At 69.7% G+C, this 24447-nt stretch carries 20 protein-coding genes and 1 pseudogene; 16 read left to right on the plus strand and 5 right to left on the minus strand.

Annotation, left to right across the window (positions count from 1 at the left end):
- Window positions 1–23 precede the first annotated feature (23 nt).
- The 6 genes from coaD to mutM all read left to right on the plus strand — a co-directional run bounded on the left by coaD (window position 24) and on the right by mutM (window position 4390).
- A complete protein-coding gene (gene coaD / locus AQJ46_RS29835; protein WP_057616492.1) occupies window positions 24–503 on the plus strand; it encodes a pantetheine-phosphate adenylyltransferase in 480 nt (159 codons plus the stop codon).
- 57 nt (window positions 504–560) lie between these two features.
- The gene (locus tag AQJ46_RS29840; RefSeq protein WP_059208504.1) at window positions 561–1622 is read left to right on the plus strand and encodes an ATP synthase F0 subunit B; all 1062 of its coding nucleotides are present in this window, start codon (window positions 561–563) and stop codon (window positions 1620–1622) included.
- 133 nt (window positions 1623–1755) lie between these two features.
- Complete coding sequence (locus AQJ46_RS29845; protein WP_059208505.1) at window positions 1756–2400, plus strand: YceD family protein; 645 nt, start codon at window positions 1756–1758, stop codon at window positions 2398–2400.
- A 2-nt stretch (window positions 2401–2402) separates the two neighbouring features.
- Window positions 2403–2576, plus strand: coding sequence for a 50S ribosomal protein L32 (rpmF, locus tag AQJ46_RS29850; RefSeq protein ID WP_006139588.1), 174 nt, complete (start codon window positions 2403–2405; stop codon window positions 2574–2576).
- A gap of 19 nt (window positions 2577–2595) precedes the next feature.
- Window positions 2596–3423 carry a ribonuclease III gene (gene rnc, locus AQJ46_RS29855; RefSeq protein WP_059208506.1) on the plus strand — a complete coding sequence of 276 codons (828 nt, stop codon included), beginning with the start codon at window positions 2596–2598 and terminating at the stop codon, window positions 3421–3423.
- Between the two features lie 106 nt (window positions 3424–3529).
- The gene (gene mutM / locus AQJ46_RS29860) at window positions 3530–4390 is read left to right on the plus strand and encodes a bifunctional DNA-formamidopyrimidine glycosylase/DNA-(apurinic or apyrimidinic site) lyase (RefSeq protein WP_059208507.1); all 861 of its coding nucleotides are present in this window, start codon (window positions 3530–3532) and stop codon (window positions 4388–4390) included.
- On the opposite strand, the gene AQJ46_RS29865 is transcribed toward mutM, so the two are convergent.
- The gene (locus AQJ46_RS29865; RefSeq protein WP_059208508.1) at window positions 4363–4764 is read right to left on the minus strand and encodes a winged helix-turn-helix transcriptional regulator; all 402 of its coding nucleotides are present in this window, start codon (window positions 4762–4764) and stop codon (window positions 4363–4365) included. The genes mutM and AQJ46_RS29865 overlap by 28 nt on opposite strands.
- Before the next feature lie 78 nt (window positions 4765–4842).
- Window positions 4843–5922: a CAP domain-containing protein gene (locus AQJ46_RS29870; protein ID WP_059208509.1), complete on the minus strand. Its 1080-nt coding sequence runs from the start codon at window positions 5920–5922 to the stop codon at window positions 4843–4845.
- 175 nt (window positions 5923–6097) lie between these two features.
- On the opposite strand from AQJ46_RS29870, the gene AQJ46_RS29875 reads away from it, so the two are divergent.
- Window positions 6098–6379 (plus strand): acylphosphatase, encoded by a 282-nt coding sequence (locus tag AQJ46_RS29875; RefSeq protein ID WP_059208510.1) that lies wholly within the window; start codon window positions 6098–6100, stop codon window positions 6377–6379.
- A gap of 382 nt (window positions 6380–6761) precedes the next feature.
- Window positions 6762–6965: a hypothetical protein gene (locus AQJ46_RS29880; protein ID WP_057616507.1), complete on the plus strand. Its 204-nt coding sequence runs from the start codon at window positions 6762–6764 to the stop codon at window positions 6963–6965.
- Window positions 6966–7147: 182 nt separating this feature from the next.
- Here AQJ46_RS29880 and AQJ46_RS57370 read toward each other — a convergent pair.
- Window positions 7148–7432: pseudogene (locus tag AQJ46_RS57370) on the minus strand (IS200/IS605 family accessory protein TnpB-related protein); the annotation flags it as partial.
- A 191-nt stretch (window positions 7433–7623) separates the two neighbouring features.
- Between AQJ46_RS57370 and smc the strand changes: the two are divergent.
- Entirely contained in the window at window positions 7624–11199 is a 3576-nt protein-coding gene (smc, locus tag AQJ46_RS29885) for a chromosome segregation protein SMC (protein WP_059208511.1), read from the plus strand.
- 180 nt (window positions 11200–11379) lie between these two features.
- A complete protein-coding gene (locus tag AQJ46_RS29890; RefSeq protein ID WP_059208512.1) occupies window positions 11380–12798 on the plus strand; it encodes a sugar porter family MFS transporter in 1419 nt (472 codons plus the stop codon).
- A gap of 383 nt (window positions 12799–13181) precedes the next feature.
- On the opposite strand, the gene AQJ46_RS29895 is transcribed toward AQJ46_RS29890, so the two are convergent.
- The gene (locus tag AQJ46_RS29895) at window positions 13182–14153 is read right to left on the minus strand and encodes an LLM class flavin-dependent oxidoreductase (RefSeq protein ID WP_057616514.1); all 972 of its coding nucleotides are present in this window, start codon (window positions 14151–14153) and stop codon (window positions 13182–13184) included.
- 230 nt (window positions 14154–14383) lie between these two features.
- Here AQJ46_RS29895 and ftsY point away from each other — a divergent pair, with 230 nt between their 5' ends.
- A complete protein-coding gene (gene ftsY, locus AQJ46_RS29900; RefSeq protein ID WP_059208513.1) occupies window positions 14384–15577 on the plus strand; it encodes a signal recognition particle-docking protein FtsY in 1194 nt (397 codons plus the stop codon).
- Between the two features lie 93 nt (window positions 15578–15670).
- On the opposite strand, the gene AQJ46_RS29905 is transcribed toward ftsY, so the two are convergent.
- Window positions 15671–16327 carry a bifunctional DNA primase/polymerase gene (locus AQJ46_RS29905; protein WP_059208514.1) on the minus strand — a complete coding sequence of 219 codons (657 nt, stop codon included), beginning with the start codon at window positions 16325–16327 and terminating at the stop codon, window positions 15671–15673.
- A 434-nt stretch (window positions 16328–16761) separates the two neighbouring features.
- Here AQJ46_RS29905 and nsdA point away from each other — a divergent pair, with 434 nt between their 5' ends.
- From nsdA to ffh, 5 genes are all read left to right on the plus strand, one after another.
- Entirely contained in the window at window positions 16762–18267 is a 1506-nt protein-coding gene (gene nsdA, locus AQJ46_RS29910) for a transcriptional repressor NsdA (protein WP_059208515.1), read from the plus strand.
- Window positions 18268–18580: 313 nt separating this feature from the next.
- A complete protein-coding gene (locus AQJ46_RS29915) occupies window positions 18581–19915 on the plus strand; it encodes an ammonium transporter (RefSeq protein WP_059208516.1) in 1335 nt (444 codons plus the stop codon).
- Window positions 19912–20250 (plus strand): P-II family nitrogen regulator, encoded by a 339-nt coding sequence (locus tag AQJ46_RS29920; RefSeq protein WP_003997576.1) that lies wholly within the window; start codon window positions 19912–19914, stop codon window positions 20248–20250. The genes AQJ46_RS29915 and AQJ46_RS29920 overlap by 4 nt, the downstream gene beginning before the upstream one ends.
- Before the next feature lie 26 nt (window positions 20251–20276).
- Complete coding sequence (locus AQJ46_RS29925) at window positions 20277–22730, plus strand: [protein-PII] uridylyltransferase (protein ID WP_059208517.1); 2454 nt, start codon at window positions 20277–20279, stop codon at window positions 22728–22730.
- 84 nt (window positions 22731–22814) lie between these two features.
- Window positions 22815–24362: a signal recognition particle protein gene (gene ffh, locus AQJ46_RS29930; protein WP_059208518.1), complete on the plus strand. Its 1548-nt coding sequence runs from the start codon at window positions 22815–22817 to the stop codon at window positions 24360–24362.
- Window positions 24363–24447 lie beyond the last annotated feature (85 nt).

Genomic DNA, 24447 nt, shown 5'->3' on the forward strand with positions numbered 1-24447 from the left:
GACCGGAGAGCGAGGGATCTCAAGTGCGCCGCGCCGTCTGTCCCGGGTCGTTCGACCCGATCACCAACGGACACCTCGACATCATTTCCCGCGCCTCCAGACTGTACGACGAGGTCTACGTCGCGGTGATGATCAACAAGTCCAAGAAGGGCCTCTTCGAGATCGACGAGCGGATCGACCTGATCCGCGAGGTCACCGCCGAGTACGGCAACGTGATCGTGGAGGCCTTCCACGGCCTCCTCGTCGACTACTGCAAGGAGCGCGACATCCCGGCCATCGTCAAGGGCCTGCGCGCGGTCAGCGACTTCGACTACGAGCTCCAGATGGCCCAGATGAACAACGGCCTCTCAGGTGTCGAGACCCTCTTCGTCCCGACGAACCCCACCTACAGCTTCCTGTCCTCCTCGCTCGTCAAGGAGGTCGCGACCTGGGGCGGAGACGTCTCCCACCTGGTCCCGCCGCTGGTCCTGGAGGCACTCAACAAGCGCCTGCGCAAGGACTGATGGGACTACAGTCGTCCCGTCCGTCTCCAACACAGCTGTAGAGAGTGGCGAGCACAGGTGGACGTGCAGAAGAAGCTCGACGAGATCGTCTCCACGGTCTCCGGTGCCCGGTCGATGCCCATGTCGGCCTCGGTGATGGTCAACCGCGCCGAACTGCTCGCGATGCTCGAAGAGCTGCGCCAGGCCCTGCCCGGCTCCCTCGCGCAGGCTCAGGAACTGATCGGCGACCGCGAGCAGATGGTCGAGCAGGCCCGCCAGGAGGCCGAGCGGATCATCGGGCAGGCGCATGCCGAGCGCGGCTCCCTGATCTCCGACACCGAGGTCGCCCGCCGCTCCCAGGCCGAGGCCGACCGGATCCTGAACGAGGCCCGCCAGGAGGCCGAGGAGGTCCGGGCGGAGGCCGACGACTACGTCGACTCCAAGCTCGCCAACTTCGAGGTCGTCCTCACCAAGACCCTCGGCTCGGTCGGCCGCGGCCGCGAGAAGCTCCTCGGCACCGGCCCGGGCCTCGACGAGAACGGCTACGAGGACGAGGACGCCCCCGAGCGCAGCCACGACCCCGAGACCCTGCGCAAGGACGCCGACTCCTACGTCGACGTCAAGCTCGGCGCCTTCGAGGCCGTCCTCGCCAAGACCCTGGAGGCCGTCGGCCGCGGCCGCCAGAAGCTGCACGGCCGTATCGCCACGGACGACCTCGGCGCCCTCGCCGACGACACCTCCACCGTCCAGCACTCCAGCGACGCCGACTACCTGGCCGACCTCACCGCCCTCGCGGAGCAGGACGCCCGGGCCCTGGCCCGCGGCCAGTCCGAGCAGCCGGACTACGCCCAGCAGCCGGCGTACGGCTACCAGCAGCAGAGCGACGCCTACGCCGCCTATCAGCAGCAGCCCGCTCCCTACGCCCAGCAGGACCCGTACGGCTACCAGCAGGCCGATCCCTATGCCTACCAGGGATACGACCAGCAGCAGTACGACCCGAACCAGGCCCAGCAGGTCGAGCAGGTCGAGCAGGCCCACCAGGCGCAGCAGAGCTACGCCCTGGACGAGACCAGCCTCTTCGACACCGGCATGATCACGCCGGAGCAGTTGAGGGCGTACGAGCAGGGCCGCGGCCAGTAAGGGACCACCGGATTGGGCCGTGAGCGAAAGGTCCAGTATCCTGGCTCTTCGGTCGCGCGTACGTCCGCGATCAACGCTGCCCGGGAGCACCGAAGGGCGGCGAGACCTCTGAGCTCGAAGATCGAAAGCAGGAATGGCCCTGAACGCCCGCCTCGACCACCGCAACCCTCTCGTGTTCGACACACACGAGCTGGGGCGGCGTCCTGGCGCGCTGCAGCGCCTGACCCGTGAGATCGACGCTCCCAAGGATCTCGGTATCCAGGGAGTGATCGGAGTGCCGGAAGGCGCCCCGGTCGTGCTCGAACTCCGCCTCGAGTCGGTCATGGAAGGGGTGCTTGTCACAGGCACCGCCCGTGCACAGGCCGAGGGGGAGTGCGTAAGGTGTCTGGAGCCGCTTGAGCTGGAGCTCGAAGCGGATTTCCAGGAGATGTTCTCGTACCCTGACGCCGACGACCGTGGCCGCGTGAAAGCGGAACCGGCCGACGACGCCGAGGAAGACGAGGACAGGCTCTTCATCGAGGACGGCCTGTTCGACCTCGAACCCGTGCTGCGTGATGCGGTGGTGCTCGCACTGCCGATGCAGCCGGTGTGCCAGGACGACTGTCTGGGCCTGTGCTCCGAGTGCGGGGCACGGCTCACGGACGACCCGGACCACCACCACGACGCCGTCGACATCCGTTGGGCGGCACTGCAGGGACTCGCCGGTTCACTCGAAGACGGCGAGAAGGACGAGATGAGCGGCGCCGAACCGGGCGTCGACGAGAAGCAGGAGAAGTAGCCGTGGCTGTTCCGAAGCGGAAGATGTCGCGCAGCAACACGCGCCACCGCCGGTCGCAGTGGAAGGCTGCGGTCCCCACCCTGGTTGCGTGCGAGCGCTGCCACGAGCCCAAGCTGCAGCACATCGCGTGCCCTGCTTGTGGCACCTACAACAAGCGCCAGGTCCTCGAGGTCTGAGCGGCTGGTGAGAGGCACTGTGTCCACGCCGAAGAAGAACGCGGGCGACAACCAGGCCTCGTCCCACACGCTGTTGGAAGGGCGGCTCGGGTACAAACTCGAGTCCGCCCTTCTGGTGCGTGCGCTGACCCACCGTTCGTACGCGTACGAGAACGGCGGTCTGCCGACCAACGAGCGGCTGGAGTTCCTCGGGGACTCCGTGCTCGGCCTCGTGGTCACGGACACGCTGTACACCACCCACCCCGACCTGCCCGAAGGCCAACTGGCCAAGTTGCGGGCCGCGGTGGTCAACTCACGCGCACTGGCGGAGGTCAGCCGCGGGCTCGACCTGGGCGCCTTCATCCGGCTCGGCCGTGGTGGAGAGGGCACAGGCGGCCGGGACAAGGCATCCATCCTCGCCGACACCCTGGAAGCGGTGATCGGTGCGGTCTATCTCGACCAGGGTCTCGAAGCGGCCTCCGAACTGGTGCACCGCCTGTTCGACCCCCTGATCGAGAAGTCCTCCAACCTCGGTGCCGGCCTGGACTGGAAGACCAGTCTCCAGGAGCTCACCGCGACCGAAGGGCTCGGCGTGCCCGAGTACCTGGTCACGGAGACCGGCCCCGATCACGAGAAGACCTTCACTGCTGCCGCCCGCGTCGGAGGCGTCTCGTACGGCACCGGCACCGGCCGCAGCAAGAAGGAGGCGGAGCAGCAGGCCGCGGAGTCCGCCTGGAGGTCCATCCGGGCCGCCGCGGACGAGCGCGCCAAGGCGGTGGCCGAAAAGGCCGTCGAGGCCGTCGAGGCCGTTGAGGTCGTCGAAGCCGCCAAGGACGACGACGAAGGTCCGTCGTCCGTCTCCGCCTGACGCCTGGAAGCCCCAGCGCGTCCGGAAGAACAGCGCATTCGAGCGCCTGCCCCTGAACACCGGGGCGGGCGCTCGCTCATACACCGGTCCGTGACGGGGGAGCCCCATGCCCGAGTTGCCCGAGGTCGAGGTCGTACGGCGGGGCCTCGCGCGGTGGGTCGCCCACCGTACGGTCGCCGAGGCCGAGGTGCTGCATCCGCGCGCGGTCCGCCGTCACCTCGCCGGTGCCGACGACTTCGCGCACCGCCTGGGGGGCCGCCGCGTCGGCACCCCGAGCCGCCGCGGGAAGTACCTCTGGCTGCCCCTGGAGGACACGGACCAGTCGATCCTGGCCCACCTCGGCATGAGCGGCCAGCTGCTCGTCCAGCCGCACGCAGCACCCGACGAGAAGCACCTCAGGATCCGGGTGAGGTTCGCGGACGACGTGGACACCGAGCTTCGCTTCGTCGACCAACGGACCTTCGGCGGACTGTCGTTGCACGACAACACCCCGGACGGCCTGCCCGACGTCATCGCGCACATCGCGCGCGACCCTCTCGACCCGCTCTTCGACGACGAGGCCTTCCACCAGGCCCTGCGACGCAAACGCAGCACCATCAAACGGGCTCTGCTCGACCAGTCGTTGATCAGTGGAGTCGGCAACATCTACGCGGACGAGGCCCTTTGGCGCTCCCGCATCCACTACGAGCGCCCCACGGCGAACTTCACGCGCCCGCGCACGGCCGAACTCCTGGGCCACGTCCGGGACGTGATGAACGAGGCCCTCGCGGTCGGCGGCACCAGCTTCGACAGCCTGTACGTCAACGTCAACGGCGAGTCCGGCTACTTCGACCGGTCCCTCGACGCGTACGGCCGGGAGGGGCTGCCGTGCAAGCGGTGCGGTACGCCGATGCGCCGACGGCCCTGGATGAACCGGTCCAGCTACTTCTGCCCGAGGTGTCAGCGGGCGCCGCGCGTCACGTCGTAACGCTCGCGGGCGGCCAGGATGTCGTCCATGCGGCCCTCGACGAAGTGGATGAGGCCCAGCAGCCGCTCGGCGATCTCGCGGCCCAGCAGGGTCAGTTCGTAGTCGACCCGGGGCGGGTTGGTGGGCTGGGCCTCGCGGTGCACCAGGCCGTCGCGCTCCAGCGCCTGGAGCGTCTGGGAGAGCATCTTCTCGCTCACGCCGTCGACCCGGCGGCGCAGCTCGTTGAAGCGCAGCGAGCCCTCGTACAGCGCGCCGAGCGTGAGTCCGCCCCAGCGGCCCGTCACGTGCTCCAGCGTGCCGCGCGAGGGGCACGCCTTGGCGAACACGTCGTACGGGAGGTCCCGCGCCTCAAGGGGCTGCTGCGTGGTGTCCATATCACGAGCGTACTGGAATACAGCACTAACCAACAGATTGCACTAACCAGAAGTTAGCGCAATCTGCCTCGGGGGCCTCTAGTAGCCGAAGTCCTGCGTCCACCAGGGGCCGCCCGAACCGAAGACCACGCCCACGCCCAGTGTCTTGAAGTCACAGTTCAGTATGTTGGCCTTGTGGCCGGGGCTGTTCATCCAGGCCTCCATGACCGCCGCCGGGTCGGACTGGCCCCGGGCTATGTTCTCGCCGCCGAGGCTGGTTATCCCGGCCTGCGCGGCCCGGTCCCACGGCGTGGCGCCGCTCGGGTCGGTGTGGTCGAAGAAGCCCTGGTCGGCCATGGCCTTGCTGAAGGCGCCGGCGAGGTCGGCCAGCGCGCTGTTGGCGGCGACCGGGCTGCAGCCGACGTTCGCCCGCTCGGCATTGACGAGCCTGAGCACCTCGGCCGCCGCGGCGGCCTCGGTGGAGACCTCCACGGGCGCGGTGGTCTCCTTCTTCGCCGGCTCCTTCTCCTTCTGGGAAGGTGTCGTCTTCGGCTTCTTGCTCGGCGGGGCGGCCGGCTTCTTCGTCGGCTTCTCGGCCGGCGGGGCCGTCGAGGTCGAGGTCGAGGGGGAAGGCGAGGGTGAGGAGGCGCGGTCGGCGTCACGGCTCGTCGAGCTGCCGTCCTCACGGCTCTCGGCGCTGCCGGAGGTGCCGCCCTGCTCGGCGGGGGAGTTGGTCGGCGAGCCCGCCGCCTGTATATCGCCGCCGGTGGTGCTGCCGCCGCCGAGCTTGTAGTTGTCCAGGCCGGGCACCACACCGGTGGCGACCGCGACCGTGCCGATCGCGACGGCCGCCGAGACCCCGAGCAGCCCGGTCTTGACCGGCGTCACGAGGTTCCTCTTGCGCCGGCGGTGCGACCCACTGCGCCGGGAACCGTCGGCGGGCGTGTAGCCCTCGCCCCGGTAGAGCGCGTACTCCTCCTCCGACGCGAACAGGTAGGCGTCACTGCGCGCGTAGGGGTCGGGGTCCTCCTGGCCCCGGTAGGTCGCGGTGCCCGCCGAGGCGAAGTTGTACGAGTCCTGTGGGTCGTAACCGCTCCCGTAGGAGCTGTGTGTCGCTGTGACCCCCGTGGCGCGGCCCGTGGCGGCGCGGCCGGCGGCGGAGCGTCGGTGGCGTCCCATGTGCTTGCCTTCCTAGTCCTCGTGCTTGAGGTCGACGCGTCCCCCCGGGTCAACCAAAGTCACAAAACCCACACCATCGAGTGAGTTTCGTATGAGATTCATTGGCAGCGGACAGTACCGCATGGCGCCTGGGGAGGGAGTGCCCAGAGAGACATTGGCCGGTTAGGTTGCACCCATGAGCGAGGATGTACGACTGGTCGCCTGGGTGCGCGGACGCGTCCAAGGTGTGGGTTTCCGCTGGTTCACGCGGGCCAAGGCACTGGAGATCGGCGGCCTGAGTGGTTTTGCTCTCAATTTGGACGACGGACGTGTGCAAGTGGTCGCGGAGGGCCCGCGAAAGGGATGCCAGGGACTCCTCGACTGGCTCCTGGGTGACGACACGCCCGGCCGCGTAGAGGGTGTCACCGAGATCTGGGACACACCTCGTGGGGGTTACGACGGCTTCGCCATCCGATGAGACGTTTCTGTAAAACGGCCCAGGCGGAAGCGGAGGGACATGCCACTGGCACCTGCCCGAAGCAGAAAGTCGCTGGTGGTTGCCAAGAAGGCCGTGCCGTGGCAAGCTCCGCGGCTAAGACTGACCGTCACGTCCCGAGGGCCCCGAGGGAGCCGCAGCGCCGCCGTCTCAGGTCGCGCCGGACCGGGTTGTCCGCCAATACGGGGCGTGATCGTGTTGACCGTCAAACTTTTTGGTGAGACGCTGAAAGCACCCCGCGCACCTTAGCTGTTTGGCATGGATGAACAGCAGCATGAACTCAAGAGTGTCAAGCACCGCGGGTGCGAATCCCTCACGACCCACACCGCTTCGGTCGGTCACTCAGTGTGGAGGACCATCCATCATGGCAAAGGCGCTTCTCGGTTACGTCGGCGGCTCCGACCCTCGACTCCTCGCCGAGATGCGACGGCTCCAGCAGCGCGTACAGGATCTGGAATCCGAGCTCGTACGGATCCAGGCCGAGAACGACGCGCTCGCGGCTGCCGCTTCTCACGAAAGTCTCCTGGAGAGCATCGACGCACACCAGGCGGAGCCTGCGCTCACCTGATCACTGCATCGCTCCACGACAGCTCACGCAGTGGTTGGGCGGCCTGTATCAACCGCTAAGTTGTCAGAGTTTGCAAGGGACGCTTCGGCGTCCCTTCTTTCTTGCCCCCGTGCATCCTTTCACTCTCTTAACGTTTGGTGTGCCCTGCACGTTCAACGGTGAAACCGCGGGCAACAACGCGTTCATGGAGTGAGACACCGTTCCTGAAGACTGAGCGGGAGCGAGTCCTGTTGCCAGGACCCTTGCTCAGCCGGCGCGCATCGGGTGCGAGGTCCGGGAACGTGGGGGCGGGTTTCCTCACGCCGACGAATCTCCGGTCGGGCCTGGACGATCCGATGCCCCGCACCATCACTCCGGTGGGACGGGGGCGGTGTCGTCCGTCGCCTGATCGGGTGCCCGAGGGCGCGTCGCCCGACCGCGATGCTTGCCGCATCGTGCCGGGACATCTTGCGGGTTGTCGTGGTGAGGTCACCCATTCGACCCGCGAACTCCCGTTCCCTCCCGAAACCGCAGGCAGCACACCCCCGTCAGCGGAGCCTCTTGGCGTGCAGATGAACCACCGCATCCAGTACAGGCGCTCACCCGCGATCACCAGAAGTCACTTCTGCCAAGTGCATCGGCAGCACGTCCCAACCCCCGGAAGGTAGAGTCCAGCGGCGTGCACCTCAAGGCGCTGACCCTCCGAGGGTTCAAGTCGTTCGCCTCGGCGACCACGCTCCGGTTCGAGCCGGGTATCACGTGTGTCGTGGGGCCGAACGGCTCAGGCAAGTCCAACGTCGTGGACGCGCTCAGCTGGGTCATGGGCGAGCAGGGTGCCAAGTCGCTGCGCGGCGGCAAGATGGAGGACGTCATTTTCGCCGGCACCACCGGCCGCCCGCCGCTGGGCCGCGCCGAGGTGTCCCTGACCATCGACAACTCCGACGGCGCCCTGCCCATCGAGTACGCCGAGGTCACCATCACGCGGATCATGTTCCGCAACGGCGGCAGCGAGTACCAGATCAACGGCGACACCTGCCGCCTCCTCGACATCCAGGATCTGCTCTCCGACTCCGGCATCGGCCGCGAGATGCACGTCATCGTCGGCCAGGGCCAGCTCGACTCCGTCCTGCACGCCGATCCGACGGGCCGCCGGGCCTTCATCGAGGAGGCCGCCGGGGTCCTCAAGCACCGCAAGCGCAAGGAGAAGGCCCTCCGCAAGCTCGACGCGATGCAGGCCAACCTCGCGCGCGTGCAGGACCTGACCGACGAACTCCGCCGCCAGCTCAAGCCGCTCGGCCGCCAGGCCGCGGTCGCCCGCCGGGCCGCCGTCATCCAGGCCGACCTGCGGGACGCCCGCCTGCGGCTGCTCGCCGACGATCTCGTACGACTGCGGCAGGCGCTGCAGACCGAGGTCGCGGACGAGGCCGCGCTGAAGGAACGCAAGGACGCCGCCGAGCAGGAGCTGAAGAGGGCCCTCCAGCGGGAGGCCCTTCTGGAGGACGAGGTCCGGCAGCTCACGCCCCGGCTGCAGCGGGCCCAGCAGACCTGGTACGAGCTCTCCCAGCTCGCCGAGCGGGTGCGCGGCACGGTCTCGCTGGCCGACGCACGCGTGAAGAGCGCGACCTCGGCGCCGCCCGAGGAACGGCGGGGCCGTGACCCCGAGGACATGGAGCGCGAGGCCGCCCGCATCCGCGAGCAGGAGGCCGAGCTGGAGGCCGCCCTGGAGGCGGCCGAGCACGCCCTGGAGGACACGGTCGCGCACCGCGCCGAACTGGAGCGGGAACTCACCCAGGAGGAACGGCGACTGAAGGACGTCGCCCGCGCCATCGCCGACCGCCGCGAGGGCCTCGCCCGGCTGGGCGGCCAGGTCAATGCGGCCCGCTCCCGCGCCGCCTCCGCCCAGGCCGAGATCGACCGCCTCGCCGCCGCCCGGGACGAGTCCCAGGAGCGGGCGGTCGCCGCGCAGGAGGAGTACGAGGCGCTGAAGGCCGAGGTGGACGGCCTGGACGCGGGCGACGCGGAACTGGCGGAGCGGCACGACGCGGCGAAGCGACAGCTTGCCGAGGCCGAGGCCGCGCTGACGGTGGCCCGGGAGGCGGTCACGGCGGCGGAACGCAAACGCGCGGCGACGCAGGCCCGGCACGAGGCGCTGGCCATGGGACTGCGGAGGAAGGACGGGACGGGAGCGCTGCTGGGCGCGAAGGACCGCCTCACAGGCTTGCTGGGTCCGGCGGCGGAACTCCTGACGGTGACTCCGGGGCACGAGGCAGCCTTGGCGGCGGCGTTCGGCGCGGCGGCAGATGCCCTCGCGGTGACTTCCCCCTCGGCAGCGGCGGACGCGATCCGCCTGCTGCGGAAGCAGGACGCGGGCCGAGCGTCACTCCTCTTGGCAGGGGCCCCACAAGACGCGCCCTTTGGGGGCGCGACCAGCCACGACGCACCCGCGGACGCCGCACGGCACCACGCGGCAGATCTGGTCCGCGGCCCGTCCGACCTCATGCCGGCCGTCCGCCGCCTGCTCCACGGCATCGTCGTCGTCGGCACCCTCGAAGACGCCGAAGACCTCGTCTACGCCAACCCCCACCTCACCGCCGTCACCGCCGAAGGCGACCTCCTCGGCGCCCACTTCGCGCACGGCGGCTCCGCGGGCGCCCCCAGCCTCCTCGAAGTACAGGCATCCGTCGACCAGGCCGCCGCCGAACTCGAAGAGCTGGCCGTGCAGTGCGAGGAACTCAGCGAGGCCCAGCACGCGGCGGTGGCACACCGCAAGGAGTGCACGGCCCGAGTGGAGGAGCTCGGAGAACGCCGCCGCGCCGCGGACCGGGAGAAGTCGGCCGTCGCCCAGCAGCTCGGCCGCCTCGCCGGCCAGGCGAAAGGTGCCGCAGGCGAGGCCGAGCGGTCCACCGCGGCCGCCGCGCGAGCGCAGGACGCCCTGGAGAAGGCGCTCGAAGAGGTCGAGGAATACGCCGAACGGCTCGCCGTCGCCGAGGAGATGCCGGTGGAGGAGGAGCCCGACACGTCGGTACGGGACCGTCTCGCCGCCGACGGTGCCAACGCCCGCCAGACCGAGATGGAAGCCCGCCTCCAGGTCCGTACCCATGAGGAGCGGGTCAAGGGGCTTGCCGGACGGGCCGACTCCCTCGACCGTGCCGCCCGTGCGGAGCGAGACGCACGCGCGCGTGCCGAACAGCGGCGGGCCCGGCTGCGGCACGAGGCCGCCGTGGCACAAGCCGTCGCCTCCGGTGCGCGGCAGCTGCTCGCGCACGTCGAGGTGTCCCTCGCGCGCGCGGACGAGGAGCGGACCGCCGCCGACGCCGCCAAGGCGTTCAGGGAGCGGGAGCTGACCGCCGCGCGGAACACCGGCCGCGATCTCAAGTCCGAGCTCGACAAGCTGACCGACTCCGTACACCGCGGCGAGGTGCTCGGCGCCGAGAAGCGGATGCGGATCGAGCAGTTGGAGACCAAGGCGCTGGAAGAACTGGGTGTCGAACCGGCGGGGCTCATCGACGAGTACGGCCCCCACCAGCCGGTACCGCCCTCCCCGCCCGCCGAGGGCGAGGAGCTGCCCGACGATCCGGAGCATCCGCGCAACCAGCCGAAGCAGTTCCACCGCGCCGAGCAGGAGAAGCGGCTCAAGGCGGCCGAGCGGGCGTATCAGCAGCTCGGCAAGGTCAATCCGCTCGCCCTGGAGGAGTTCGCGGCGCTGGAGGAGCGGCACAAGTTCCTCAGTGAGCAGTTGGAGGACCTGAAGAAGACCCGCACCGACCTGCTTCAAGTGGTGAAGGAGGTCGACGAACGCGTCGAGCAGGTCTTCACCGAGGCCTACCGGGACACGGCCCGGGAGTTCGAGGGTGTCTTCAGCCGGCTCTTCCCCGGCGGCGAGGGGCGGCTCATCCTGACCGACCCGGACAACATGCTCACGACCGGCGTGGACGTCGAGGCGCGGCCCCCGGGCAAGAAGGTCAAGCGGCTGTCGCTGCTCTCCGGTGGCGAGCGCTCGCTCACCGCCGTGGCGTTGCTGGTGTCGATCTTCAAGGCCCGGCCCAGCCCGTTCTACGTCATGGACGAGGTCGAGGCCGCTCTCGACGACACCAACCTGCAGCGGCTGATCCGCATCATGCAGGAGCTGCAGGAGGCCTCGCAGCTCATCGTGATCACGCACCAGAAGCGGACCATGGAGGTCGCCGATGCCTTGTACGGCGTCTCCATGCAGGGCGACGGTGTCTCGAAGGTGATCAGCCAGCGGCTGCGCTGACCTCGATCGACTTCAAGAAGTGAACGCATGTGGCAGGAGTCTGTCTAAGTTCTCACATTTCCCTGCGTTTGAATTTGAGACTTGAAGGCATAAGGTCAGCAACGTTGGATTTACCTTCAGGTACCACCTATCTGGGGGCTGACCACACCGACAGCGTTGCCGGTGGCCCGAGGAGTAAACGTGACCAGCACAGCACAGGCATCCGAACCAGGAGCCCGGACGGCTCACCCCGATCATCTCGGGCACGTCATCTTCATCGCGGCGGCGGCCGCGATGGGCGGTTTCCTCTTCGGCTACGACAGCTCCGTGATCAACGGCGCCGTCGAGGCCATCCGGGGCCGTTACGACATCGGTTCCGCGGCCCTGGCGCAGGTCATCGCCATCGCCCTGATCGGCTGTGCGATCGGCGCGGCGACCGCGGGACGCATCGCGGACCGCATCGGCCGCATCCGGTGCATGCAGATCTCGGCCGTCCTCTTCACGATCAGCGCCGTCGGCTCGGCACTGCCCTTCGCGCTGTACGACCTGGCGTTCTGGCGGATCGTCGGCGGCTTCGCCATCGGTATGGCCTCGGTCATCGGCCCCGCCTACATCGCCGAGGTCGCCCCACCGGCCTACCGCGGTCGCCTCGGGTCCTTCCAGCAGGCCGCGATCGTCATCGGCATCGCCGTCTCGCAGCTGGTCAACTGGGGCCTGCTGAACGCGGCGGGCGGTGACCAGCGCGGCAAGCTGATGGGTCTCGAGGCCTGGCAGGTCATGCTCGGCGTCATGGTGATCCCGGCCGTCCTCTACGGCCTGCTCTCCTTCGCCATCCCCGAGTCCCCGCGCTTCTTGATCTCCGTCGGCAAGCACGAGCGTGCCCGGGAGATCCTCCAGGAGGTCGAGGGCGACAGGATCGACCTCGACGCGCGCGTGGCCGAGATCGAGAACGCCATGAAGAGCGAGCACAAGTCGACCTTCAAGGACCTGCTCGGCGGGAGCTTCTTCTTCAAGCCGATCGTCTGGGTCGGCATCGGCCTCTCGGTCTTCCAGCAGTTCGTCGGCATCAACGTCGCGTTCTACTACTCCTCGACGCTGTGGCAGTCGGTCGGCGTCGACCCGACGGACTCGTTCCTCTACTCCTTCACGACGTCGATCATCAACATCGTCGGCACCGTGATCGCGATGATCTTCGTGGACCGCGTCGGCCGCCGGCCGCTCGCTCTGATCGGTTCGGTCGGCATGGTGATCGGTCTCGCACTGGAGGCCTGGGCGTTCTCCTTCGACCTGGTCGACGGCAAGCTGCCGGCCGCGCAGGGCTGGACCGCGCTGATCGCCGCGCACGTCTTCGTCCTCTTCTTCGCCCTGTCCTGGGGTGTGGTCGTCTGGGTCTTCCTCGGCGAGATGTTCCCGAACCGGATCCGCGCCGCCGCGCTCGGTGTGGCCGCGTCCGCGCAGTGGATCGCCAACTGGGCCATCACCGCGAGCTTCCCGTCGCTGGCCGACTGGAACCTCTCCGCGACCTACGTGATCTACACGGTCTTCGCCGCGCTCTCCATCCCGTTCGTCCTGAAGTACGTCAAGGAGACGAAGGGCAAGGCGCTGGAGGAGATGGGCTGACGGCCCCCGCGAACCCGGGGGGAGGGGCCAACACCCCGCTGCCCTTCTCCCCGCACCCTCCGCCGCCCCCGGTCCGGCAACCGCCTGGACCGGGGGCGGCGGTTGTCCGTGTGGGGTCACCGGATGAGGACCCCGCCGCCGATCTCCAGGGCCGTTAGAGGTCCTGGTCGGCCAGCACGGGCAGGGCGCCGAGCGAGCGCACGAACTCCGAGCCCTACACCGTCGTACGCCACGACTCGAAGCCGCCGGACTGGTGGACGCCGTCCGGCACGTCAAGAATCCGCCGCTCGCCGTCCGGCTCCCGGACGAACACTTCCACCAATAAGCTCATGGGCTCCGTGGAGCATCGCCGAGTCCTCGTCGACCAGCGGACATCGCCCGGCTCAGCCGTTCAGCGCCGGAAGCACCCGTTCCGCGAACAACCGCAGACTCCGCCACCCCTCCTCCACCGGCATCCCGCCCGCCAGCGGATGCAGGACGAGATTGTCGAGCCCCTGCTCCACACACTCGTCCGGTGTCAGGATCCGGTACACGCCCTCCGCGCGCAGTTCCTCCACGCTCGCAGCGGCCGACCGCACCGCCGAGCGGATGTCGCCGGACTGCCAGGAGGCGTAGGTCCGGGCCTCGTGGAGGAAGTGCTCTCCGTGACGCGCCCACGCCTCGTCCGGGTTCTCGGCGATGTGCAGCAACGGTGTCTCGGCCGTCGGCATCATGGTCCAGCCCTCGGTGCCGTACTCGACGAGCCGCTCCTTGTAGTACGCCTCCAGTTCCGGGAGGTGGGCGCTGGGGAAGAAGGGGAGGCCCAGGCGGGCGGCCCGGCGGGCCGCAGCTTTGGAGGAGCCGCCGACCAGGAGGAGGGGGTGCGGGTCGGTGAAGGGGCGCGGGGTGATCCGTACCGTACGACCCCGGTACTCGAACTCCTCACCGGTCCAGGCCTTCAGCAGGGTCTCCAGCAGCTCGTCCTGGAGGCGGCCGCGCCGCCTCCACTCCACGTCGAACAGGGCGTACTCCTCGGGCCGGTACCCGATCCCGGCGACCGTCACCAGCCGTCCGCCGCTCAGCAGATCCAGTACGGCGATCTCCTCGGCCAGGCGGAGAGGGTCGTGCAGCGGGCCGATCACGGCGGAGACGGTGACCGCGATCCTCCGCGTCGCGCCGAACACCGCGCCCGCGAAGGCGAACGGCGACGGCAGCCAGTTGTTGTCGACGCCGTGGTGCTCCTCGGTCTGGACGGTGGTGATCCCGTGCTCGTCGGCATACGCGGCCATGTCCAGGGCGGCCCGGTAGCGGGCGCTGAGGGAGGCGGGCGTCGCGCCGGGCTCGACGAGGTTGAAACGGACGACCGTGACGGGCATGGGGGTCCCCCTTCACCGGGCGGGTGGTGCGGGGACGGTAGCTGACGAGGCGTCAGATTGCCATGGAGGCGGCACGCGCGGGCCGTAGGGCGCGTTCCGGATCAGATGACGGCGTAGGGAAGAGCTCGCGCCATGCGTTGATCCTACTAAAAGCCATTTTGTGTCTATTTCACCCGTGTGAAAACACGAGCTGGGTTCGGCCGCGACCCATGGCCGATACTGGGTGCGTTATGGAAACCGTCATCCTTGCTGTAGTCATCGCCGTGGTCGTGCTCGGTGTGCTCGGCGGGCTCGTCGTCGGCAGCCGGCGCAAGAAGCCGCTGCCTCCGCCACCCCCCGCCGCGCCCGACATCACCGCCCCTCCGGCCGAGCCGCACGTCGGCGACGAGGCCGAGACGCCGCGCGACGAACCGCGCCGGACCATAGAGGAGGTGGACCTCCCGGACGGCTCGGCGCCGCCCGTCGTAGAAGAGCTCCCCCCGACCGAGATCGAAGTCCCGGAGCCCACCGCCGGCCGCCTGGTCCGTCTGCGCTCCCGGCTCTCCCGCTCGCAGAACGCGCTCGGCAAGGGGCTGCTCACGCTCCTGTCGCGCGAGCACCTCGACGACGACACCTGGGAGGAGATCGAGGACATCCTCCTCACCGCCGACGTCGGCGTGGCCCCCACTCAGGAGCTGGTCGACGGGCTGCGTGAGCGGGTCAAGGTGCTCGGCACCCGCACCCCGGACGAGCTGCGCGGCCTGTTGCGCGCGGAGCTGCTCAAGCTGGTCGGCACCGAGGTCGACCGCACGGTGAAGACCGAGCCCGAGGAGCGCAAGCCGGGCATCGTGATGGTCGTCGGCGTCAACGGCACCGGCAAGACCACCACCACCGGCAAGCTCGCGCGCGTGCTCGTGGCCGACGGACGCAGCGTGGTCCTGGGCGCCGCGGACACCTTCCGTGCCGCCGCCGCCGACCAGCTCCAGACCTGGGGCGAGCGGGTGGGCGCCCACACCGTGCGCGGACCCGAGGGCGGCGACCCCGCCTCCGTCGCCTTCGACGCGGTGAAGGAGGGCAAGGCGATGGGGGTCGACGTGGTCCTCATCGACACCGCGGGACGGCTGCACACCAAGACCGGTCTCATGGACGAGCTCGGCAAGGTCAAGCGGGTCGTCGAGAAGCACGCGCCGGTGGACGAGGTGCTGCTGGTCCTGGACGCCACCACCGGGCAGAACGGCCTGGTGCAGGCCCGCGTCTTCGCCGAGGTCGTCGACATCACCGGCATCGTCCTGACCAAGCTGGACGGCACGGCCAAGGGCGGCATCGTGGTCGCGGTCCAGCGAGAACTGGGCGTGCCGGTCAAGCTGATCGGCCTCGGAGAGGGCGCCGACGACCTGGCGCCGTTCGAGCCGGGAGCGTTCGTGGACGCGCTGATCGGAGACTGAGACGCGGTACCCGCGGCGAGTGAGAAGCCGTAGATCGCGAAGAAGCGCCCGCCCCCAAGGTGCAGTTGGGAGCGGGCGCTTCGCTGTGTACGTCTACGCCTGTGACCGGTGTGCCACGTACGCCAGTGTCCCCAGCAGCAGGCGGGCCGCCGGCGGCTTCGTCGCGGTGTCCAGAGAAGGGGGCCGGAGCCACTGCACCGGCCCCAGGCCGCCCCGGTCCGACGGCGGAGCCGTGATGTACGTGCCGGAGCCCAGGCCGCGCAGGTCGAGGGGGGCGGCGTCGTCCCAGCCCATGCGGTAGAGGAGTTCGCTCAGGTCGGACGCGGCGCCGGGGGCGACGAAGAACTGGGCGCGGCCCTCGGGGGTCGCGGTCACCGGGCCGAGGGGGAGGCCCATGCGCTCCAGGCGGAGCAGGGCGCGGCGCCCGGCCGGCTCGGCGACCTCGATGACGTCGAAGGCGCGGCCGACGGGCAGCATCACCGAGGCGCCGGGGAACTCGGACCACGCCTTGGTCACGTCGTCGAGCGTGGCCCCGGCCGGGACCGGAGGTGCGAAGTCGAGGGGGTGGGCGCCGGGGTGACGGCAGTCCGCGCGGCCGCAGGAGCAGTCGCCGGCCGAAGCACGCGCACCCGGGACGACATCCCAGCCCCAGAGTCCGGTGAACTCGGCGACGGTGGTGCACTCCGAGGAGCGGCCGCGCCTGCGGGTACCGGAACGGATCTCCCGAATGCCGCCGATCGTGAAGCCCATGCCCCCTCCAACGGGTCCAGCGCGCCGGTGGTTACGCGACGGACGCGGCCAGTCACTCTCCGTTGCCACTTCCGGGCGATGTCGGCGCTCGGAGGTGCCCCGGGTGGTGCGCTGGGTCATGTGCGCCCCTGAGTGCACCGCTCCGCCTACCCCTGCTCGGTCTATGTCAAGTGAATCGTGTGGAGGCGACCGTAGGTTCATTCGAAGGGGTGGCGAATGGTGGCGTTTCCGGGATCGCCATGGCTGGACGCGTGATCGTAGGATTACTTTGAGTGCACGAGTCCTGGGGGCACATGCACTTGTGGGTATGCCGGAGGCAAGTCGGCTCCTCGTTCGAAGGCTGGCAACTGCCGGACGAACGGCCGTATTTACCGGCATTCTGATAAGGCTTGGCGCACTCGGCGACAAGTGGTCTCAGGGATGGGGGCGTTCCAGTGGGCGGCAACAGCGGAAGCGGGACGGGCGCCGGGAGCGCCGCGCAGAGCTCCTCTCAGGCCGACAAGCGCCCCAACGAGCTGCTCACCTCCTGGTTCGTGCGCAGCGGCTGGTCGAAGGGCGAGCTCGCCCGCCAGGTCAACCGCAGGGCCCGCCAGTTGGGGGCCAACCACATCTCCACCGACACCTCACGGGTGCGCCGCTGGCTGGACGGCGAGAACCCCCGCGAACCCATCCCCAGAATCCTGTCCGAGCTGTTCTCCGAGCGGTTCGGATGCGTCGTCTCCGTCGAGGACCTCGGACTGCGCGCCGCCCGCCAGTCACCGTCCGCCACCGGGGTCGACCTGCCCTGGACGGGCCCGCAGACCGTGGCCCTGCTCAGCGAGTTCTCGCGCAGCGACCTCATGCTGGCGCGGCGCGGCTTCCTCGGGACCTCGCTGGTCCTGTCCGCGGGCCCGTCCCTCATCGAGCCCATGCAGCGCTGGCTGGTCCCCGGGCCCGCCGCCACCCCGCACCGGGAACCCGACCCCGCCTCGTCCCGTCGTGTCGGCCGTCTCTCCAGGCCCGAGCTCGACCTCCTCGAGTCGACGACCGAGATGTTCCGCCAGTGGGACGCCCAGTGCGGCGGCGGTCTGCGCCGCAAGGCGGTCGTCGGCCAGCTGCACGAGGTGACGGACCTCCTCCAGGAGCCCCAGCCCGAGACCACCACCCGCAAGCTGTTCAAGGTCGCCGCCGAACTGGCGGAACTCGCGGGCTGGATGTCGTACGACGTGGGGCTGCAGCCCACCGCGCAGAAGTACTTCGTCCTCGCCCTGCACGCGGCCAAGGAGGCCGGCGACAAGCCGCTCGGCTCCTACGTCCTGTCCAGCATGAGCCGTCAGATGATCCACCTCGGGCGGCCCGAGGACGCCTTGGAGCTGATCCACCTCGCGCAGTACGGCAGCCGTGACTGTGCGAGCCCGCGCACCCAGTCGATGCTGTATGCGATGGAGGCCCGCGCCTACGCCAACATGGGACAGCCCGGCAAGTGCAAGAGGGCGGTCCGGATGGCCGAGGACGTTTTCGCCGACGCCGACGACTGGGACGAGCCGGACCCCGACTGGATCCGGTTCTTCTCGGAGGCCGAGCTGTACGGCGAGAACTCCCACTCCTACCGGGACCTGGCCTACGTGGCCGGTCGCAGCCCGACCTACGCCTCCCTGGCCGAGCCCCTCATGCAGCGGGCGGTGGAGCTCTTCTCCAAGGACGACGAGCACCAGCGGTCGTACGCACTCAATCTCATCGGCATGGCCACGGTGCATCTGCTCCGGCGCGAGCCCGAACAGAGCACCGTACTGGTGGAACAGGCCATGCACATCGCCAAGAAGGTGCGCTCCGAGCGCGTCAACACTCGTATTCGAAAGACGGTCGACACGGCTGTACGCGATTTCGGTGATCTCGCCGAGGTCGTGGATCTCACCGACAAGCTCGCCGTGGAACTCCCCGAGACCGCGGAAGCCGTCTGAATCCCCGGAACCCCGGCCGCGGCCGGCCCTCCCGAACTGCCCGACTCGGCTCCCCCATGCCAGGTCATCGGAAGGCCGACCGCGGCCGGTTTGACTCCTTGAGCGAAGGTTGCGCCACGATAACGATCGACGCGGCCCATATCTGCCAGTTCATCGACGCGTAACACGCAAGGCGTCTTCGTCACGGCGGCGAAACAACGAGGGGCTTCCACCGAAACCGCGCTGCGTCAATCTCATGGCGCATAACCGGCCCACCCCTCATTCCGCTCTGGCTTCGCCCGCACGGGGCCGTACCTACGACGAGGAGACGCCGATGGCACCAACCGCCATCACGCTCGCCGCAGACAAACTGTCTGTGGCCAACACAGGCTTCATGTTGATCTGTTCCGCCCTGGTGCTGATCATGACGCCGGGACTCGCCTTCTTCTACGGAGGCATGGTCCGGGTCAAGAGCACCCTCAACATGCTGATGATGAGCTTCATCAGCATGGGTATCGTCACCATCCTGTGGGTCGTCTACGGCTTCTCCATGGCGTTCGGTACGGACCACGGCTCGCTCATCGGCTGGGAATCCGACTTCTTCGGATGGACCGGCATCGACAAGGGCGACATCTGGTCCGGGTACACGATCCCGGTCCTCGCCTTCGCCGTCTTCCAGATGATGTTCGCCATCATCACGCCCGCCCTGATAAGCGGTGCGATCGCCGACCGCGTGAAGTTCTCCGCCTGGGCGCTCTTCGTGGCGCTGTGGGCGACGGTCGTGTACTTCCCGGTCGCCCACTGGGTCTGGGGCACCGGCGGCTGGGCCTTCGAACTCGGTGTGATCGACTTCGCCGGTGGTACCGCGGTCCACATCAACGCGGGTGCCGCGGCGCTCGGTGTGATCCTGGTCATCGGCAAGCGCGTCGGCTTCAAGCGCGACCCGATGCGCCCGCACAGCCTTCCGCTGGTCATGCTCGGCGCGGGCCTGCTGTGGTTCGGCTGGTTCGGCTTCAACGCCGGCTCGTGGCTCGGCAACGACGACGGCGTCGGCTCGCTGATGTTCGTCAACACGCAGATCGCCACCGCGGCCGCCATGCTCGCCTGGCTCGGCTACGAGAAGATCCGCCACGGCGCGTTCACCACGCTGGGCGCCGCCTCCGGCGCGGTCGCCGGTCTGGTCGCCATCACCCCGTCCGGTGGTGCGATCACCCCGATCGGCGCGATCTGCATCGGCGCCATCGCCGGTGTCGCCTGCGCCGCGGCCGTCGGCCTGAAGTACCGGTTCAACTACGACGACTCCCTGGACGTCGTCGGTGTCCACATGGTCGGCGGCGTCATCGGCTCCCTGCTGATCGGCTTCTTCGCCAGCGGCAAGGGCCAGTCCGACGTCAAGGGCCTCTTCTACGGCGGCAACGCGGACCAGCTCTGGAAGCAGTGCGCCGGTGTCTTCGCGGTCCTCGCCTACTCCCTGATCGCCTCCGCGATCCTGGCCTTCCTGCTCGACAAGACGATCGGCATGCGGGTCACTGAGGACGAGGAGGTCTCGGGCATCGACCAGGCCGAGCACGCCGAGACCGCATACGACTTCAGCGGTGCCGGTGGCGGCGCCGCCCGGACCTCCGTCACGGCCCCGGCCGACGACGCGGGCAAGAAGGTGGACGCATGAAGCTCATCACCGCCGTCGTCAAGCCCCACCGGCTCGACGAGATCAAGGAAGCCCTCCAGGCCTTCGGGGTCCACGGCCTGACGGTCACCGAGGCGAGCGGCTACGGTCGTCAGCGGGGCCACACCGAGGTCTACCGCGGTGCCGAGTACACCGTCGACCTGGTCCCGAAGATCCGCATCGAGGTCCTCGCCGAGGACGACGACGCCGAGCAGCTGATCGACGTCATCGTCAAGGCGGCCCGAACCGGCAAGATCGGTGACGGCAAGGTCTGGTCCCTGCCGGTCGAGACCGCCGTACGGGTCCGGACGGGCGAGCGCGGCCCGGACGCGCTCTGACCGAAGAAGAGAACTGGAGCTGCTGGGTGACGAGCACGGACGTGCAAAAGGACGTAGAGGACTCGGGACCCAGCGGCTACGCGGCGGCCCGGCTGCGCCTCCTCCAAGAGGGGGCGCGGTCCGGGCCGCCGCGCCGTTCGGCCCTCTCCGATCTGACGGACGAGTGGCTCTCGGGGCTGTTCACCGCGGGCGCCGAGGCACTGCGCGGGGTCTCCCTGATCGCCGTCGGCGGCTACGGCCGCGGCGAGCTGTCCCCGCGCAGCGACCTGGACCTGGTCCTGCTGCACGACGGCAGCGACTCCGGTGCGGTCGCCGCGCTGGCCGACCGCATCTGGTACCCCGTGTGGGACCTCGGTCTCGCCCTCGACCACTCCGTGCGCACGCCTGCGGAGGCCCGCAAGACGGCCGCGGAGGATCTGAAGGTCCAGCTCGGCCTCCTGGACGCCCGCCACATCGCCGGCGATCTGGGGCTGACGGCGGGCCTGCGGACGGCGGTCCTCGCCGACTGGCGCAACCAGGCCCCCAAGCGCCTCCCCGAGCTCCAGGAACTGTGCGCCGAGCGCGCCGAGCGCCAGGGCGAACTGCAGTACCTGCTCGAACCCGATCTCAAAGAGGCCCGGGGCGGCCTGAGGGACGCCACCGCCCTGCGCGCCGTCGCCGCCTCCTGGCTGGCCGACGCCCCGCGCGAGGGCCTCGACGACGCCCGGCGCCGACTGCTCGACGTCCGGGACGCCCTGCATCTGACGACGGGCCGCGCGACCGACCGGCTCGCGCTCCAGGAGCAGGACCAGGTCGCCGCCGAGCTCGGTCTGCTCGACGCCGACACCCTGCTGCGGCAGGTATACGAAGCCGCGCGGGTCATCTCGTACGCCAGTGACGTCACCTGGCGCGAGGTGGGACGTGTCCTGAGGTCGCGTGCCGTGCGGCCGCGGCTGCGCGCCATGCTCGGGGGCGGCAAGCCGGTGGCCGAGAGGTCGCCGCTGGCGGAGGGGGTCGTCGAGCAGGACGGCGAGGTGGTGCTCGCCCGCGCCGCGCGCCCCGATCGCGACCCCGTGCTCCCGCTGCGTGCCGCGGCCGCCGCCGCACAGGCCGGACTCCCGCTCTCCCTGCACGCCGTACGGCGCATGGCGGCCGGAGTGCGCCCCCTGCCCACGCCCTGGCCCGCCGAGGCGCGCGAGCAGCTCGTGACCCTCCTCGGCTCGGGCCAGCCCACCATCGACGTCTGGGAGGCGCTGGAGGCCGAGGGGCTGATCACCCAGATGCTGCCGGACTGGGAGCGGGTGCGGTGCCGTCCCCAGCGCAACGCCGTGCACATCTGGACCGTCGACCGGCACCTGATCGAGACGGCCGTCCGCGCCTCGGAGTTCACCCGGCGCGTCCACCGTCCCGACCTGCTGCTCGTCGCCGCACTGCTGCACGACATCGGCAAGGGCTGGCCCGGCGACCACTCGGTGGCCGGCGAGATCATCGCGAAGGACGTCGCCGCGCGCATCGGCTTCGACCGCGACGACGTCGCCGTACTCGCGGCGCTCGTACGGCATCACCTGCTGCTCGTGGACACCGCCACCCGGCGTGACCTGGAGGACCCGGCCACCGTGCGTTCGGTCGCCGAGGCGGTCGGATCACAGGGCACGCTGGAGCTGCTGCACGCGCTGACCGAGGCGGACGCCCTGGCCACCGGGCCGGCCGCATGGTCGTCCTGGCGGGGCTCGCTCGTCGCCGACCTGGTCAAGAGGGTGGCCGCCGTGCTCGCCGGGGACGACCTCGACGAGCCGGAGGCCGCCGCGCCCACCGCCGAGCAGGAGCGGCTCGCCATCGAGGCGGTGGCGACCGGCAGCCCGGTGCTGTCCCTGCGCGCGCAGACCGAGCCGCCGGCTCTCGTGGAGGGCCAGCCCGCCGGGGACCCCGAGCCGCTCGGCGTGGAGCTCCTCATCGCCGTACCGGACCAGCCGCGCGTACTGCCCGCCGTCGCCGGAGTGCTGGCCGTGCACCGGCTGACCGTCCGCACGGCGGAACTGCGGGCCCTGGACCTGCCCGACGGCGTCGAGGGCTCGGTGCTCCTGCTGAACTGGCGGGTCGCCGCCCAGTACGGCTCGCTGCCCCAGGCCGCCCGGCTGCGCGCCGATCTCGTACGGGCCCTGGACGGTTCCCTGGACGTCGCCGGGCGGCTGGCCGAGCGTGACGCCGCCTATCCGAGGCGCCGGGGTGTCGTCGCGCCCGCCGCACGCGTGACGGTCGCTTCCGCGGCCTCCCGGCATGCGACGGTGATCGAGGTGCGCGCCCAGGACGCCCCGGGACTGCTGTTCCGCATCGGGCGCGCGCTGGAGGACGCCGGGGTGCGGATGCGCAGCGCCCACGTGTCGACGCTGGGCGCCAACGCGGTGGACGCCTTCTACGTCACCGACGGCAAGGGCGTCCCGCTCGGGGCCGGAGAAGCGGCTTCCGTGGCCCGGAAGCTGGAGGAGACCTTGCGGGGCTGACCGGGGGATCCCGGCTACGTGTGTCGCCGGGATACCCTGGAGGGCGATTCCCAGCTGCCACCGACCCCGAGGACCGCGAGCGCCGTGTTCGATACTCTTTCCGATCGCCTCTCAGCGACTTTCAAGAACCTGCGCGGCAAGGGACGGCTCTCCGAGGCGGACATCGACGCCACCGCGCGCGAGATCCGGATCGCCCTCCTGGAAGCGGACGTGGCCCTCCCCGTCGTCCGGACGTTCATCAAGAACGTCAAGGAGCGCGCGCTCGGTGCCGATGTCTCGCGGGCGCTGAACCCCGCGCAGCAGGTCCTGAAGATCGTGAACGAGGAGCTCGTCACGATCCTCGGTGGCGAGACCCGGCGGCTGCGGTTCGCCAAGAACCCGCCCACCGTGATCATGCTGGCGGGTCTCCAGGGTGCCGGTAAGACCACCCTCGCGGGCAAGCTCGGCCACTGGCTGAAGGAGCAGGGCCACTCGCCGCTGCTCGTCGCCGCCGACCTCCAGCGTCCCAACGCCGTCAACCAGCTCAGCGTCGTCGCCGAGCGCGCCGGTGTCGCGGTCTACGCGCCCGAGCCGGGCAACGGCGTCGGTGACCCCGTCAAGGTCGCCAAGGACTCCATCGAGTTCGCGAAGTCCAAGGTCCACGACATCGTGATCGTGGACACCGCCGGCCGCCTGGGTATCGACCAGGAACTGATGCAGCAGGCCGCGGACATCCGCGACGCCGTCTCGCCCGACGAGATCCTCTTCGTCGTCGACGCGATGATCGGTCAGGACGCGGTCAACACCGCCGAGTCCTTCCGTGACGGCGTCGGCTTCGACGGCGTGGTGCTCTCCAAGCTCGACGGTGACGCCCGCGGTGGCGCGGCCCTGTCGATCCGGCAGATCACCGGCAAGCCGATCATGTTCGCGTCCAACGGCGAGAAGCTCGAGGACTTCGACGCCTTCCACCCTGACCGGATGGCCTCCCGCATCCTCGACATGGGTGACCTGCTCACCCTGATCGAGCAGGCGGAGAAGACGTTCAGCCAGGAAGAGGCCGAGAAGATGGCCTCCAAGCTGGCGTCCAAGAAGGGCCAGGACTTCACCCTGGACGACTTCCTGGCCCAGATGGAGCAGGTCCGGAAGATGGGCAGCATCTCCAAGCTGCTCGGCATGCTCCCGGGCATGGGCCAGATCAAGGACCAGATCAACAACCTCGACGAGCGGGACGTCGACCGCACGGCCGCCATCATCAAGTCGATGACCCCGGCCGAGCGCGCCGACGCCACGATCATCAACGGCTCGCGCCGCGCCCGTATCGCCAAGGGTTCCGGCGTCGAGGTCAGCGCGGTCAAGAACCTCGTCGAGCGGTTCTTCGAGGCCCGCAAGATGATGTCGCGCATGGCCCAGGGCGGCGGGATGCCGGGCATGCCGGGTGTCCCGGGCATGGGCGGCGGCCCCGGCCGCTCCAAGAAGCAGCCCAAGAAGGCCAAGGGCAAGCAGCGCTCCGGCAACCCGATGAAGCGCAAGCAGCAGGAGCAGGAGGAGGCCGAGCGCAAGGCCGCCCAGGCGGGCAGCGCCTTCGGCGTGCCCGGCCAGCAGGTCCCGCAGGACTTCGAGCTGCCGGACGAGTTCAAGAAGTTCATGGGCTGAGTTCCGTACGACTTCGAGGGCGTCCTCCCTGCCGGAGGGCGCCCTCAGCGCGTGCCGAGGCCCGAGGTCTGCCGTAACGTCCAGA

Source organism: Streptomyces canus, from assembly GCF_001514145.1.
In the GTDB taxonomy this organism is placed as follows: Bacteria; Actinomycetota; Actinomycetes; order Streptomycetales; family Streptomycetaceae; genus Streptomyces; species Streptomyces canus.

Coding starts and splice junctions, on each gene's coding strand:
- AQJ46_RS29845 (WP_059208505.1), top strand. CDS start 1,756: ATGGCCCTGAACGCCCGCCTCGACCACCGCAACCCTCTCGTGTTCGAC.
- mutM (WP_059208507.1), top strand. CDS start 3,530: ATGCCCGAGTTGCCCGAGGTCGAGGTCGTACGGCGGGGCCTCGCGCGG.
- AQJ46_RS29865 (WP_059208508.1), bottom strand. CDS start 4,764: ATGGACACCACGCAGCAGCCCCTTGAGGCGCGGGACCTCCCGTACGAC.
- AQJ46_RS29870 (WP_059208509.1), bottom strand. CDS start 5,922: ATGGGACGCCACCGACGCTCCGCCGCCGGCCGCGCCGCCACGGGCCGC.
- AQJ46_RS29875 (WP_059208510.1), top strand. CDS start 6,098: ATGAGCGAGGATGTACGACTGGTCGCCTGGGTGCGCGGACGCGTCCAA.
- AQJ46_RS29880 (WP_057616507.1), top strand. CDS start 6,762: ATGGCAAAGGCGCTTCTCGGTTACGTCGGCGGCTCCGACCCTCGACTC.
- AQJ46_RS29895 (WP_057616514.1), bottom strand. CDS start 14,153: ATGCCCGTCACGGTCGTCCGTTTCAACCTCGTCGAGCCCGGCGCGACG.
- ftsY (WP_059208513.1), top strand. CDS start 14,384: ATGGAAACCGTCATCCTTGCTGTAGTCATCGCCGTGGTCGTGCTCGGT.
- AQJ46_RS29905 (WP_059208514.1), bottom strand. CDS start 16,327: ATGGGCTTCACGATCGGCGGCATTCGGGAGATCCGTTCCGGTACCCGC.
- AQJ46_RS29915 (WP_059208516.1), top strand. CDS start 18,581: ATGGCACCAACCGCCATCACGCTCGCCGCAGACAAACTGTCTGTGGCC.
- AQJ46_RS29920 (WP_003997576.1), top strand. CDS start 19,912: ATGAAGCTCATCACCGCCGTCGTCAAGCCCCACCGGCTCGACGAGATC.